At 46.5% G+C, this 13531-nt stretch carries 11 protein-coding genes and 4 pseudogenes; all 15 read right to left on the bottom strand.

Annotation, left to right across the window (positions count from 1 at the left end; genetic code table 11):
- Nucleotides 1–3 precede the first annotated feature (3 nt).
- Entirely contained in the window at nt 4–1545 is a 1542-nt protein-coding gene (gene atpA / locus DXE35_RS08970) for a F0F1 ATP synthase subunit alpha (protein WP_114690297.1), read from the bottom strand.
- Between the two features lie 45 nt (nt 1546–1590).
- Nucleotides 1591–2127 carry a F0F1 ATP synthase subunit delta gene (locus DXE35_RS08965; RefSeq protein ID WP_114690296.1) on the bottom strand — a complete coding sequence of 179 codons (537 nt, stop codon included), beginning with the start codon at nt 2125–2127 and terminating at the stop codon, nt 1591–1593.
- Between the two features lies 1 nt (nt 2128).
- Nucleotides 2129–2599, bottom strand: coding sequence for a F0F1 ATP synthase subunit B (locus DXE35_RS08960; protein WP_114690295.1), 471 nt, complete (start codon nt 2597–2599; stop codon nt 2129–2131).
- A gap of 63 nt (nt 2600–2662) precedes the next feature.
- On the bottom strand, nt 2663–2929 hold the full coding sequence (atpE, locus tag DXE35_RS08955; RefSeq protein ID WP_011901869.1) for a F0F1 ATP synthase subunit C: 267 nt from the start codon (nt 2927–2929) through the stop codon (nt 2663–2665).
- Between the two features lie 45 nt (nt 2930–2974).
- Entirely contained in the window at nt 2975–3850 is an 876-nt protein-coding gene (atpB, locus tag DXE35_RS08950) for a F0F1 ATP synthase subunit A (protein ID WP_114690294.1), read from the bottom strand.
- Nucleotides 3851–3890: 40 nt separating this feature from the next.
- Nucleotides 3891–4340, bottom strand: coding sequence for an ATP synthase subunit I (locus tag DXE35_RS08945; protein ID WP_197714037.1), 450 nt, complete (start codon nt 4338–4340; stop codon nt 3891–3893).
- 112 nt (nt 4341–4452) lie between these two features.
- Entirely contained in the window at nt 4453–5343 is an 891-nt protein-coding gene (locus DXE35_RS08940) for a ParB/RepB/Spo0J family partition protein (RefSeq protein WP_114690293.1), read from the bottom strand.
- A 20-nt stretch (nt 5344–5363) separates the two neighbouring features.
- Nucleotides 5364–6134 carry a ParA family protein gene (locus tag DXE35_RS08935; RefSeq protein WP_114690292.1) on the bottom strand — a complete coding sequence of 257 codons (771 nt, stop codon included), beginning with the start codon at nt 6132–6134 and terminating at the stop codon, nt 5364–5366.
- Between the two features lie 18 nt (nt 6135–6152).
- The gene (gene rsmG, locus DXE35_RS08930) at nt 6153–6773 is read right to left on the bottom strand and encodes a 16S rRNA (guanine(527)-N(7))-methyltransferase RsmG (protein ID WP_231970118.1); all 621 of its coding nucleotides are present in this window, start codon (nt 6771–6773) and stop codon (nt 6153–6155) included.
- Between the two features lie 40 nt (nt 6774–6813).
- On the bottom strand, nt 6814–8736 hold the full coding sequence (mnmG, locus tag DXE35_RS08925; protein WP_114690290.1) for a tRNA uridine-5-carboxymethylaminomethyl(34) synthesis enzyme MnmG: 1923 nt from the start codon (nt 8734–8736) through the stop codon (nt 6814–6816).
- A 106-nt stretch (nt 8737–8842) separates the two neighbouring features.
- A complete protein-coding gene (locus DXE35_RS08920) occupies nt 8843–9580 on the bottom strand; it encodes a sulfite exporter TauE/SafE family protein (RefSeq protein ID WP_114690431.1) in 738 nt (245 codons plus the stop codon).
- Between the two features lie 118 nt (nt 9581–9698).
- A pseudogene (locus tag DXE35_RS08915) lies at nt 9699–10624 on the bottom strand (branched-chain amino acid ABC transporter permease).
- A 2-nt stretch (nt 10625–10626) separates the two neighbouring features.
- A pseudogene (locus tag DXE35_RS08910) lies at nt 10627–11565 on the bottom strand (branched-chain amino acid ABC transporter permease).
- Nucleotides 11566–11581: 16 nt separating this feature from the next.
- Nucleotides 11582–12809, bottom strand: a pseudogene (locus DXE35_RS11470) (ABC transporter substrate-binding protein).
- 22 nt (nt 12810–12831) lie between these two features.
- Nucleotides 12832–13478 (bottom strand): annotated as a pseudogene (locus DXE35_RS08900) (ABC transporter ATP-binding protein).
- Between the last annotated feature and the right edge of the window lie 53 nt (nt 13479–13531).

Below are 13531 nucleotides of genomic sequence, written 5' to 3'. Positions count from 1 at the left end.
CTCTTAGAAAGAGGCAGAACGCTTGTAATCCTCAATAGCGGCACGCAACGCAGCTTCGTCATCTTTGCTCAAATCTTTGGTTTCTTCAATACGCGCAACTAAGTCAGCGTACTTAGATTTCAAATGATCTTGCAAACCCTTTTCGAAGACCAATACGTTCTTCACTTCGAGGTCATCGAAGAAGCCATTATTAACAGCGTAGAGTGAAGCGGCCATTTCCCAAACTTGGAGTGGCTTGTATTGAGCTTGCTTACACAATTCAGTAACGCGACGACCACGCTCGAGCTGCTTTCGGGTTGCTTCGTCAAGGTCAGAGGCGAACTGAGCAAACGCCGCCAATTCACGATATTGCGCCAAGTCGGTACGAATACCGCCAGACAATTTCTTCATGACTTTAGTTTGTGCAGCACCACCAACGCGGGACACAGAAATACCGGCGTTAATCGCAGGACGGATACCAGCGTTAAACAAGTCGGTTTCCAAGAAGATCTGTCCGTCAGTAATCGAAATTACGTTGGTTGGAACGAATGCAGAAACGTCACCGGCTTGAGTTTCAATAATTGGCAATGCGGTCAAAGAACCCGTTTTGCCTTTTACTGCGCCGTTGGTGCACTTCTCAATGTACTCAGCATTTACACGAGCAGCGCGCTCAAGCAAGCGTGAGTGGAGATAGAAAACGTCGCCAGGATATGCTTCGCGACCCGGTGGGCGGCGGAGCAACAAGGAGATTTGACGATAAGCAACTGCTTGTTTGGTCAAGTCATCGTAAACAATCAAAGCATCTTCACCGCGGTCACGGAAGTATTCGCCCATAGTGCAACCTGCGTAAGCAGAGAGGTACTGCATCGCTGCAGACTCAGCAGCACTTGCTGCAACAACAACAGTGTACTCCATCGCGCCCAATTCTGTGAGCTTGCGAACCACGTTAGCAATAGTAGAAGCTTTTTGACCGATCGCCACGTAAACGCAATAAACGCCTTTACCTTTTTGGTTAATGATCGCGTCAACCGCAACAGCTGTCTTACCAGTTTGGCGGTCGCCAATGATCAACTCACGCTGACCACGGCCAATTGGAACCATGGTGTCAATCGCCTTCAAACCAGTTTGCACTGGCTGGCTAACGGATTGACGTGCGATAACGCCAGGAGCAACTTTTTCAATAAAGTCAGTTAACTTAGTGTTGATTGGGCCTTTGCCATCAATTGGCTGACCAAGTGCGTTTACAACGCGACCAAGCAACTCTGGACCAACTGGAACGTCCAAAATTCGGCCAGTACATTTAACTGGGTCACCTTCTTTAATGTGAGTGTACTCACCCAACACTACGACACCAACAGAATCACGCTCAAGGTTTAACGCGAGGCCGATAGTGTTGTTCGGAAACTCCAACATTTCGCCCTGCATCACGCCTGACAAGCCATGTACGCGGCAAATACCGTCGGTCACTGAAATTACAGTGCCTTCGTTGCGAACTTGGGAGTCAACGCCCAATTCGCTAATTCGGCTTTTGATCAGCTCGCTGATCTCGGAAGGGTTGAGTTGCATTACTTACTCCTGGGTCTTATTTCGTATGTTCTTAATAGGGATCACTTATGCGCCAAGACTTGCTTGCATTTGAGCTAACTGAGCCTTAACTGAACTATCCATTACTTCGTCGCCAACTTGAATGCGAACTCCGCCAATCAATGTTGGATCAACTTGAATAGTTGGGCGCAATTCCTTACCCCCAAAGCGCTTCTTCAAACTTGACAACAAATCATTTAACGCAGAACCCTCTAAAGGGAATGCACTGGTAATGTTTACTTCTGCTGCGCCTTCGCTATTGTTCTTCATTGCTGCAAATTGATGTGCAATTTCCGGAACAGCTGCTAAGCGGTGGTTTTGATTTACAAGATTCAAAAAGCTGGCAACCTTGCCATCTAATTTGGTCTTCACCATGCCAGAAAGCAATTTACTCAAATCATCAGCAGATACTTTTGGGTTGTTTGACAAAGCAGCAACTTCTGGCAAAGCAGCAAACTGCGCCAATTCATTTAACTGCTCCAAACATCCAGCAAGCTCAGCTGGCTTGGCGCTTTGAAAAAGCGCTTCCGCATAAGGACGTGCAATAGTGGCTAAATCAGCCATATCAAAGTTCTGCCTTTAGTTGGTCAAGCAATTGGCCGTGCGCTTTTGCATCTACTTCACGACGCAAAATTTGCTCAGCGCCTTTAACAGCAAGCAAGGCAACTTCAGCGCGCAATACTTCACGAGCGCGGGTAACTTGTTGAGCTGCATCTTGTTGTGCTTGAGAAATGATTCGAGCGGCTTCGGCCTGTGCGTTAGCACGAATTTCTTCGGCTGATATTTGTGCACGTTTTTCAGCTTCAGCAACGCGTTGAACACCTTCTTGGCGTGCTTTAGTTAATTCTTGCTCAGCTTCATTGCTGGCTAGTGCGAGAGCTTCTTTACCGCGCTCGGCAGCAGCTAAACCATCAGCAATTTTGCTTGAACGCTCATCTATCGCCTTTACTAGCGGCGGCCACACAAAGCGTGCAACAACCCACCATAAGACGAAAAAAACGATCATTTGCGCGAATAGGGTCGCGTTCAGATTCACGATATTCCTTTCCGTATTGTTGAGAACAGTTGGATGACCCGCTGGTCATCCACGCAAAAACAATTACTTAATAACTGCGAGCAGTGGGTTTGCGAAAGCAAACAACATTGCAACACCAACGCCGATCAAGAACGCAGCGTCGATCAAACCAGCCAACAGGAACATCTTAGTTTGGAGTGGCTCCATCAATTCTGGTTGACGTGCACAAGCTTCGATGTATTTACCACCCATCAATGCGATACCCAAACAAGCACCGATCGCGCCGAGGCCGATGATGATGCCGATACAGATAGCTGTTGAACCTTGAATAGTTGCTAAAAATGCTTGCATGTTGCTGACTCCTGAAGTTAAAAGAGGTAAGTTAAAAATAAAATCTTAGTGATGGCTATGCGCCTGCCCGATGTAAACCAAAGTCAACATCATGAAAATAAAGGCCTGCAACAAAATAACCAAAATGTGGAAGATGGCCCAAGCTGAGCCAGCAATAACATGGCCCACCAATCCGAACAGGGATAAATCTAAATTAAATGTCCATACGCTACCGAGCAAGGCAATCAATAAAAAGACCAATTCGCCAGCGTACATGTTTCCGAAAAGTCGCATCCCCAAAGAAACGCCTTTCGCCAAATATTCAATGATGTTCAATGCAAGATTGAATGGTGCCAAATACCATTTAGCGCCAAATGGGGCTGAAACGAGCTCATGCAAGAAGCCGCCAACACCTTTTACTTTGAAGCTGTAGAAGAACACCAAAAGCAATACAGAAAGTGACATGCCCATAGTGGCATTCAAATCAGTAGTAGGAACCAATCTGTGGTGTGGCACATGCACACCACAACTTTCAATGAAATGATTTACGCCCAACACCCAATCCACAGGAATTAAGTCGAGTGTATTTAAGAGGATTGTCCAGAAGAATACGAAGAGAGCGAGTGGAGCAATAAAAGTGCGGTTGCCATGAACAATGCTCTTAGCTTGTGTATCGACCATTTCCACAATCATTTCCACCAAACACTGGAAGCGGCCTGGAACGCCGGGCGTTGCGCGACGAGCTGCAATCAACAAAATAAACACGGCCAAGAAGCCCATCAAAGAGGCCCAAAAAATGGTGTCTAAATTAATGACACTGAAATCAATAATGGATGACTGAGGTCCACCAGAGTTGGTGAGATTTTGTAAGTGCTCAGAAATGTACGCTGTTGGCGTCATTTGTTCTGCTGCCCCGTGGGCCTGGTTTACTTCGCTAGACATCTCTTAACTAGTCCTTTGTTTCAATCTCAATTGTCACCACTTAACGCCACAACCACGCCAGCCAAACACACTTCAAGACAAGCAGGTAAGTCACCAACAAGGGGACCCAAAGCACGCCAGGGAGGTAATACGCAATCCCTATAAACAACATTAACGTCACGGCGATTTTGATAAATTCGCCAGAAACTAATGCCGCTAAAACTCTTCCTGGATTTAATCTTTGCGATTTTTTTGCCAATTTCAACTTAATTAAAAATAAGGTTGTAGGCAAGACGCTAATTAAACCACCTAAAAAGGCCGACTGAGTGTAAAGACTTACCCCTACCGGCTCACCAAAAATTGACCAAAACAACATGCTGATAGCTGTAATCAGCACTTGGGTCAAAATAATTTTCCAAGGTGAAAGGGCGCGATATTTTGCTGCATCGAATTGCTGCAATGCAGCAATCTCTTCTACCGTAGACCCGAATGACCTCTTCTTCGGGCTCATCCCATTCATTTGCCTAGGAAAAATGATTTTTTGAGGAATCAATTTAGCCCCGAGAGTTTAATGTGTGCACTGCAATATGTCAAAGAATTTGAGGACATTTTTCTGCTTAATTTTAGGATTCAATACCCAACTTTTTTAATAGAGCATCAAGCTCATCGAATTGGCTAAAGCGAATTCTGAGCTCTCCGCCTTTGCCCTTAAGCTTAAATTCGGTATTTAATCCGATTAAATCTGCAATTTCTTGCATCAACCGCTGCATATCAGGATCGCCGCTTGGAGAAGAGGTTCCCGGCTTACTTTTGGTTTTTTTGTCCCCTATTTGTCCGCCAGCAATCACCAGTGCAGCCGTCATTCTTTCTGCTTCACGAACAGACAAGCCTTGAGATGAGATTCTTTGTGCCAAAACCACCTGACTGGCGTCCGGAAGAGGCAACAGAGCGCGCGCATGGCCCATATCGATATCGCCAGCCAATAGCATTGCCTGCACAGGCTTTGCCAGCTGAATAAGGCGCAATAAATTGGTAATCGCGCTGCGTGATTTGCCCACCGCCTTGGCCGCCTGCTCATGTGTACAGCCAAACTCTTCGATCAACCTAGCCAAACCTTGTGATTCTTCAAGAGGATTCAAATCCTCACGCTGCATGTTTTCCACCAAGGCCATTGCAGCGGCAGCTTGATCATCTGCGCCCGACACTAAAACTGGAACCTCTTTTAAGCCCGCAATCGTTGCTGCGCGAAAACGTCTTTCACCTGCAATAATTTCGTACTTGCCTGATGCCACAAATCGCACCAACAATGGCTGCATTACACCTTGCTCACGAATGCTTTCTGCCAACTCTTGCAAAGCGCCTGCTTCCATTTTTTGACGCGGTTGATATTTACCCGCCTGTAACGCGGTTAGCGGCAAGCGGTTGATCTCGGCAGTAGGGCTTGCTGCTTGAGTCTTCTCTCCAAGCAAGGCCTCAAGACCTCTACCCAAACCTTTTTTCTTAATAGCAACCATGATCTTTTTCTTTCTACAAATTACATGTGTTTGATGCCCTCAACCATTTCGGCGCCAAACTCCAAATAGGCTTTTGCACCACGCGACGACTTATCAAACGCAACCCCCGGAAGGCCGTAAGACGGGGCCTCTGCAAGGCGAACATTCCGCGGAATAATAGTCTTAAAGACTTTATCGCCAAAGTGCTCAAGCAACTGATCAGACACCTGTTGTTGCAATGTCATGCGCGCGTCAAACATCACGCGCAGCAAACCAATAATGACTAAATCCGGATTTAAATTTGCATGCACTTGTTTGATGGTATTCACCAAATCGGTTAAGCCTTCTAATGCAAAGTATTCGCACTGCATGGGGACAATCACGCCGTTTGCTGCGCACAACCCATTAAGGGTTAGCAAAGATAAGGCGGGTGGGCAATCAATCAAAATAAAATCGTAATCATTCGCCGCTTGCGCAAGCGCATTCTTCAAACGGACTTCGCGCACATCTAAATCCACCAACTCAATTTCAGCGCCCGCCAAATCACGATTCGCAGGCAACACGTCATAGCCAGAGCTTTCACAACGCTGTGCACACTCTTTAACAGATGCCATGCCAATCAACACCTGATATACGCTGGTATGTAGATCGGCTTTTTCAACGCCTGAACCCATCGTTGCATTGCCCTGGGGGTCTAAATCAACCAATAAAACACGCTGCTTTAGCCCGGCCAATCCCGCTGCCAAATTAACGGCTGTAGTGGTCTTACCAACCCCACCTTTTTGATTTGCAATGCAGAAAATTTTTGCCATGGCTACTTTTGGTTTTACTTAAAAGGTGAGAAAGGATTTTCTCACGGGGGCCAACACCAAAAGGCGTCTCTCGACCGCTAAATTCGGAATACGAAGGGGTTCATCAGCGACTAAGCACCAATCATCCATGCAAACATCCCGCATTTCTTCATCGGCGCGCTTACCCTTCATCGCAAATACCAGTCCATCTAGTTTTAAAAAAGGTAGTGAGAGCTCCAGAAAACGGGCAAGATTAGTAAATGCTCTGGAAATCACCGCATCAAACTGACCGGGTTGATGCACCGCAACATTTTCAACTCTTGCACTTAATACTTCAATGTGGTTTAACTTTAGCTTTCCACGCACGTGCTGTAAGAAAGCGGTTTTCTTTCGAACCGCCTCAATCAGGGAGAGCCGCCAATCAGACTGAATAATCGCAATCGGGATCGCCGGCAAACCACCCCCCGAACCAAGATCTGCAATTCGCGGGGAAGGGGCTTTTAAAAAGCGCCTCAATACCGGCAAAACCGCAATGGAATCAATCAGATGTAAGCGCACAGACTCTTCCTCACCCTCAATAGCTGTGAGGTTATGAATCTGATTCCAGCGCCCCATCTCCTGCAAAAATAGCTCCAAATCGGCAATGTTGGCTGGGCTCAATTCCAGACAAAGCTCTTTTATACCTAGCGCCAGCAAATCCTCATTCATGGGCCTCTTGGGTTCGACCCAAGCCTTTTTTAAGGTGCACCAACAATAGGGAAATGGCAGCAGGCGTTACACCTGAAATTCGGCCAGCCTGACCCAATGTTGTGGGCTTATGCAGGTTGAGTTTTTGTTGGACCTCCTTAGATAAACCAACAACCTGTGAATAGTCGAGCGACTCTGACAGTGGACAGGTCTCGTTATGCTCTTGACGAGCAATTTCGGTCGTCTGGCGATCAATGTAGCCCTGATATTTCACAGAAATCTCTACTTGGTCACTTATTTGAGAGGCCAGTCCAAAATCTTCATCCAAAGACTCTGGGGCCCATATTCCATTATACAGACTAGTAATTGCCTCATAAGTAACGCCGGGGCGCCTTAAAAGCTCAGCCAAACTACACTCATGAGAAATGTCCTGCCCCAATAATTGGGAAACAAAAGGGGCGGCCTCACTCTTAGGCCCCACCCAAATATTTTGTAAACGAGATGTTTCACGTGAAACACCCTCTTGTTTTCTACAAAACACTTCCCAGCGATAATCGTCAACCAATCCCAACTCTCGGCCAATAGTAGTTAGGCGCATATCCGCATTATCCTCACGCAAGCTCAGGCGATATTCAGCCCTGCTGGTAAACATGCGATAAGGCTCCTGAACTCCACGGGTAATTAGGTCATCAACGAGAACGCCAATATAGGACTCGCTACGCTTGGGCAACCAAGGCTCTTTCCCTTTGGCGGCTAAGCCAGCATTAATTCCAGCCAGCATTCCCTGCGCCGCAGCCTCTTCATAGCCTGTGGTGCCATTAATTTGCCCCGCAAAATATAAGCCGCCAATAACTTTTGTCTCTAGACTATGGCGCAGCTGGCGCGGGTCAAAGAAGTCATATTCAATGGCATAGCCAGGGCGCACAATCACTGCCGCTTCCATGCCTCGAATACTGCGAACCAAGTCCCACTGAACATCGAAGGGTAGGCTAGTAGAAATGCCATTAGGGTAAAACTCATTTGTTGTGAGCCCCTCAGGTTCCAAGAAGATTTGATGGCTATTTCTTGAGGCAAAGCGATGTATTTTGTCTTCAATAGAAGGGCAATAGCGCGGGCCGACCCCCTCAATAACGCCTGTATACATCGGCGAACGATCTAAACCACCCCGAATAATGTCATGGGTTCGCTCGTTTGTATGCGAAATCCAGCAAGGGACTTGCTTGGGGTGCTGCTCTGGACGGCCAAAATAAGAGAACACTGGCACAGGGTCTACATCCCCGGGCTGCTCCAACATGACTGAGAAATCAATTGTTCTGCCATCAATGCGCGGGGGAGTACCCGTTTTTAATCTTCCCTGAGGGAGCTTCAACTCTTTTAATCTGGCAGACAGGGAAACGGCCGCTGGATCACCAGCGCGCCCACCAGCATAATTATTTAAGCCTACGTGAATCTTGCCGTCTAAAAAGGTGCCTGCTGTCAGCACTATTTTTTTAGCCATAAACTCCAGGCCCATTTGTGTAACCACGCCCTGGACCTCATCGCCTTTAACCAATAGATCGTCAACTGCGGCCTGGAACAGGGTTAAATTGGGTTGATTTTCTAAGCGACGGCGAATAGCGGCCTTATATAGAACTCGATCGCCTTGGGCGCGAGTTGCGCGCACAGCAGGGCCTTTGCTGGAATTGAGGATTCGGAACTGAATACCAGCTTCATCGGCAGCGGCAGCCATAGCGCCACCCATCGCATCAATCTCCTTTACCAAGTGGCCTTTACCAATCCCACCAATCGAGGGATTGCAACTCATGGCACCTAGATTTTCAATGCTATGGGTAATTAAGAGGGTGTCACAACCCATGCGCGTCGACGCAAGGGCGGCCTCGGTCCCAGCGTGACCGCCACCAACCACAATGACATCGAAACTTTTGGAATAACGCATGATTTACCTTAGATAAGGCGATGATCATAGCATTTTGTTTGTTTCACGTGAAACAACAATCATCAAAAACCTCAGAAAAGAGATCGGTAATTTCTAAGCCATTGATTTAATTAATGAAATAAGCATTCCAGGCTGATTTCAATATCAGAATGGTCATAATAAGCAAAAAAGCCTTTCTGACAAAGGCGCTGCCATGCTTAATTGCGAGTCGGCTGCCACACTGACTACCAGCAATATTGGCAATCATCATGGCACAGCCCAGCGTCCAATTGATTTGCCCAAGACTGGCCAACATCAAAATTGCCGCTAGATTCGTTGCGACATTCACCAGTTTTGTTGCGGCAGAGGCATGTAAGAAATCAAAGCCAAAAAAACGTACAAACCCAAAAAGCAAAAAACTCCCCGTACCGGGACCAAAGAAACCATCATAAAAACCAATTGTTAGTCCTAGAATTACACCCTTAAGCTGTTGAAAGCGGCCCATTGCTTTTGGTGTATGCGCTTCACCAAGCGACTTCTGAAACCAGGTATACAGCATCAGAAATAACAACACAAAAGGCAAAGCCTTGCGCAAGGGCTCAGCCGGAAAATTGCTAACTGCATTTGCGCCAAGGAGGGACCCGATAAAACCAGCCACAATTGCCGGCAAAACGATTGTCCACGGCAAAGACACATGGCGCAAATAGTTTCTTGCGGCATTTAGAGTTCCCCCAACCGCAGAAACTTTATTTGTTGAAAGCAGCGTCGCAGGCGGCGCATCTGGATAAGCGGCAAATAAAGCGGGCACCTGTATTAGACCGCCGCCGCCAGCAACCGCATCAACCAAGCCGGAAAAAAAAGCCATCGCCAACAACAATGGCCAAATATAAATTGAAAATTCGATGAGAGCCTCTTAAATGAGTGCGGCGCCATTAAAAATGGACGCCACACTAAAACCAAATAATAAAAGGAAAAACCAAAAACTAGTTTTTGGTTTTGAAGAGTGCGGCAACTTCACCTACAACGCCACAACGGAAAGCCAAAACACAGATAAAACAAAAAATAAAGCAGGTTGCAATCGTACTCCAAGAGCCAATATTGGCTCAATAGTTTTGCAGACCAACAACGATTCCTGCGCCTACTACTGGGCCAAGAATAGTTCTCATACCACCCAACAAAGTCATCAACACCACTTCACCAGACATATGCCAGTGAACATCAGTTAGTGTGGCCAACTGGAATACCAAAGATTGCATTTAGCCAGCCAAGCCAGAAAGGGCGGCAGAGATGACAAAAGACATCAGCTTAAATCGATCTACGTCATAACCCAATGAAATTGCGAGAGGCTCGTTCTCACGAACAGCCTTAAGCACCTGCCCCAACGGAGAGTGAACTGCGCGCATGATCAACGCAAAACCAAACAAGAAAATGGCGAGCACAAAGTAGTACATCGCAACATCATCCTTGAGGCCAATAAAACCCAACAACATTCCACGAGGCACACCCTGAATGCGATCTTCACCGCCCAAATTGAACCGCCAGGAAGTAAACCATCTGCGACAGGGCGAGTGTCACCATTGCGAAATAGATACCCTGCCTGCGAATAGCCAATGAGCCAATCAAAAAAACCCAGCACTCCGGAATCTAAAACACCCAGAATCATTCCGAGCTCAGGGAAGAGGCCAGCCTCTTTAAAAAAGTACGCAGTAATGTAGGCGGCGGTTCCAAAAAAAGCAGCATGACCAAAGGAAAGGAGGCCCGTAAACCCCAACAGCAAATTAAATGCGCAGGCAAAAAGCGCAAAACACAACACCTTCATGTCGAATATCAAATAAGTAAAATATTGGAACGGCAATAGTAGGGCGATGAGAACCAAAATTCCGTAGAGTAGTTTTGTTTTTGGATTCATATTTATTTCTCCCGCCCAAATAGTCCAGCAGGACGAATCAACAAAACAATTGTCATGATGACGAACAGTACAACGCCAGAAGCCTCTGGGTACAAGACCTTGGTGAGGCCCTCAACCAAGCCTAAACCCAGGCCAGTCAAAATAGCGCCCATGATAGATTCCATGCCCCCAATCACCACAACCACAAAAACAACGACGATGAGGTTTGAGCCCATTAAAGGGTGTACTTGGAAAATCGGAGCAGCCAAGACGCCAGCAAAACCAGCTAGGCCAACGCCATAGGCATAAGCCAAAGAAATCATGAAAGGAACGTTAATGCCGAAAGCTTGAAGCAACTTAGGGTTTTCAGTTCCAGCGCGCAAATAAGCGCCTAATTTTGTTCTTTCGACGACGTACCAAGTTGAAAAACAAACCACCAAAGAAATCACAACCACCCAAACGCGGTACTTTGGCAAAATAATGCCAATCGATTCCAATGGAATTGCTCCTTGCAAAATCTCTGGGGCTGGATAGCTCTCACCAGAAATTCCATACCCATGGCGGAACATGCCCTCAACAATGAGCGCCAAACCAAATGTCAACCAAAGGCCATATAGGTGATCAAGGTGATACAGGCGTCGCAACATTGTCCGCTCAAGGATCAGACCAAACCCAGCCAAAACCAAGGGCACGACAATGAGGGCAAACCAATAATTAATTGATAACGCGGGGAATCCCAGCCATTGGCTAATCTGAGTTACATGGGCTAATCTGAGTTAAACCAATCCAGGCAAGAAACGCACCCATGGTGTATTGCGCACCATGTGCAAAATTAATAATGTTGAGAAGGCCAAAATAATGGCCAGCCCCAAACTCAAAATGGCATAAAACGAGCCATTAATAAGCCCCACCAAGAGCTGGGCTACCAGCTCTTGAGGGGTAATTCCAAGAAGTGCAAACATACGAGATAGAGATCAATTAATTGTTAGTAACCAGCTTGCATCGTGACAATGAAACTGGTTGAGTCGCTTCAGCAGCAGGAATCACCGCCTTGACGTTGTAATAATCCCATGGGCTCTTAGAATCAGATGGCTTCTTCACTTCCAACAAATACATATCATGCTCAAATTTGCCGTCAGCACGAATCTTGCCATTGAAGAGGCCGTCATCAATATTAGTGGACTTCAAGGCTTTCATAATCGCTTGAGTGTCATCAGTGCCGGCCTTTTGTACATCATTTAAGTAGGCGAGAACAGACGAGTAAACGCCGGCCTGAACGCTAGATGGCATACGCTTGTGTTGCAAAATGAAGCGCTTCGCACAAGCGCGGGTCTTTTCATCCTTGTCCCAATAGAAACCTTCTGTAAGGCATATGCCTTGTGCGGCACTGAAACCCAAAGAGTGAACATCAGTCATAAACATTAGCAGGGGAACAACGGTTTGTGTTTTGTTGATGCCAAACTCGGAGGCTTTCTTAACACTGTTAATAGTGTCTTGACCAGCATTAGCTAAAGCAACCACATCCGCGCCGTTTGCTTGAGCCTTCAAAAGATAAGAAGAAAAGTCGCCGTTTGGAAACGGGTGTTTACTAGTTCCCAATACTTTGCCGCCGTTTGCATTAACAACGTTGGTTGCGTCTTGCTCTAAAGCTGCACCGAAAGCATAGTCAGCAGTAATGAAGTACCAATTTTTCTTGCCCTGCTTTACAACAGCCTTAGCGGTGCCATTTGGAAAGCGCATACGTGTCATAAGTCCAATGCACGTTAGTAGCGGTACATTTTTCATTGGTAATTGGCAAAGAGGCTGCACCAGAAACCAAAGTAATCTTGTTCTTTTGTTCGGCCACTTCCATTACAGCCAAAGCAACGTTGGTTGATACCAACTCAACAATCACATCTACGCCATCTTTGTCATACCACTCGCGTGCCTTGTTGGCTGTGATATCAGCCTTATTTTGGTGATCAGCACTAACTAGCTCGATCTTTTTTCCAATCACAGTGCCGTCTTTAGAAAAATCGGCAATCGCCATCTTTGCCGCAATGACCGCGCCAGAACCAGCCATGTCAGAATAGGTTGATGAAAGATCGGTCAACACGCCAATCTTAATAACATCGCCACTAACTTTCAGTGCGTTTTGCGCAAATGCTGGATTGGAAAAAAATATGGCCGCCGCAACCAGACACGCAGTTATTTGCTTTAACTTCATTACCGTCTCCTATAGAAATCCACTAAACACCAAGATACTCGTTGAATAAGGCCTCCTTTTCAGCAAGCTCATTCTGATTCACAACCTCAACTACATTTCCATGCTCCACCACATAATGACGCTCAGTCAAGGATGCCGCAAAACGGAAATTTTGCTAGACCAAAACAATGGTGAAGCCCTTATTACGTAAGCTGGTAACCACTTCATCTAACTTCTGCACAATCACGGGGGCCAAACCTTCGGTAATCTCATCGAGCAATAATAATTTGGCACTAGTCCTTAAGATTCGCGCCGTTGCTAGCATCTGCTGCTCTCCGCCAGATAAACGCGTGCCTGGACTATTTCTTCTTTCATACAGGTTTTGGAACATTTCATAAATCTCATCCAAACCCATGCCGACAGGAGCTATTTCCGGCAGTAACAGTCAATTTTCTTCGGTGCTTAAGCTAGCAAAGATTCCGCGCTCTTCGGGAAAAAACCCACGCCAAAGCGAGCAATTTTGTAGGTGGGCATTGAGATGGTCTCTGCGCCATAGATCTCTACTGAACCCGTTCGTTTACTAGTTAACCCCAGAATGGTTGTTAAAATGTTGCTGCGTCCAGCAACATTTCTATCAAGCCAGGTAACCACCTCGGCATCACGAACCGCAAAATTAACGCCGTGCAAAATATTAGTCTCGCCATACCAAGACTCTAGATTCTTAACCTATAATGCCATGGTGC

Source organism: Polynucleobacter necessarius (genome assembly GCF_900095215.1).
In the GTDB taxonomy this organism is placed as follows: Bacteria; Pseudomonadota; Gammaproteobacteria; order Burkholderiales; family Burkholderiaceae; genus Polynucleobacter; species Polynucleobacter necessarius_H.
The sequence above is the reverse complement of the archived record's forward strand: the minus strand, read 5'-3'. Positions and strand labels throughout refer to the sequence as shown.

Coding starts and splice junctions, on each gene's coding strand:
- DXE35_RS08935 (WP_114690292.1), bottom strand. CDS start 6,134: ATGGCAAAAATTTTCTGCATTGCAAATCAAAAAGGTGGGGTTGGTAAG.
- mnmG (WP_114690290.1), bottom strand. CDS start 8,736: ATGCGTTATTCCAAAAGTTTCGATGTCATTGTGGTTGGTGGCGGTCAC.
- DXE35_RS08945 (WP_197714037.1), bottom strand. CDS start 4,340: ATGAGCCCGAAGAAGAGGTCATTCGGGTCTACGGTAGAAGAGATTGCT.
- atpE (WP_011901869.1), bottom strand. CDS start 2,929: ATGCAAGCATTTTTAGCAACTATTCAAGGTTCAACAGCTATCTGTATC.
- atpB (WP_114690294.1), bottom strand. CDS start 3,850: ATGTCTAGCGAAGTAAACCAGGCCCACGGGGCAGCAGAACAAATGACG.
- atpA (WP_114690297.1), bottom strand. CDS start 1,545: ATGCAACTCAACCCTTCCGAGATCAGCGAGCTGATCAAAAGCCGAATT.
- DXE35_RS08965 (WP_114690296.1), bottom strand. CDS start 2,127: ATGGCTGATTTAGCCACTATTGCACGTCCTTATGCGGAAGCGCTTTTT.
- DXE35_RS08940 (WP_114690293.1), bottom strand. CDS start 5,343: ATGGTTGCTATTAAGAAAAAAGGTTTGGGTAGAGGTCTTGAGGCCTTG.
- DXE35_RS08920 (WP_114690431.1), bottom strand. CDS start 9,580: ATGGCTTTTTTTTCCGGCTTGGTTGATGCGGTTGCTGGCGGCGGCGGT.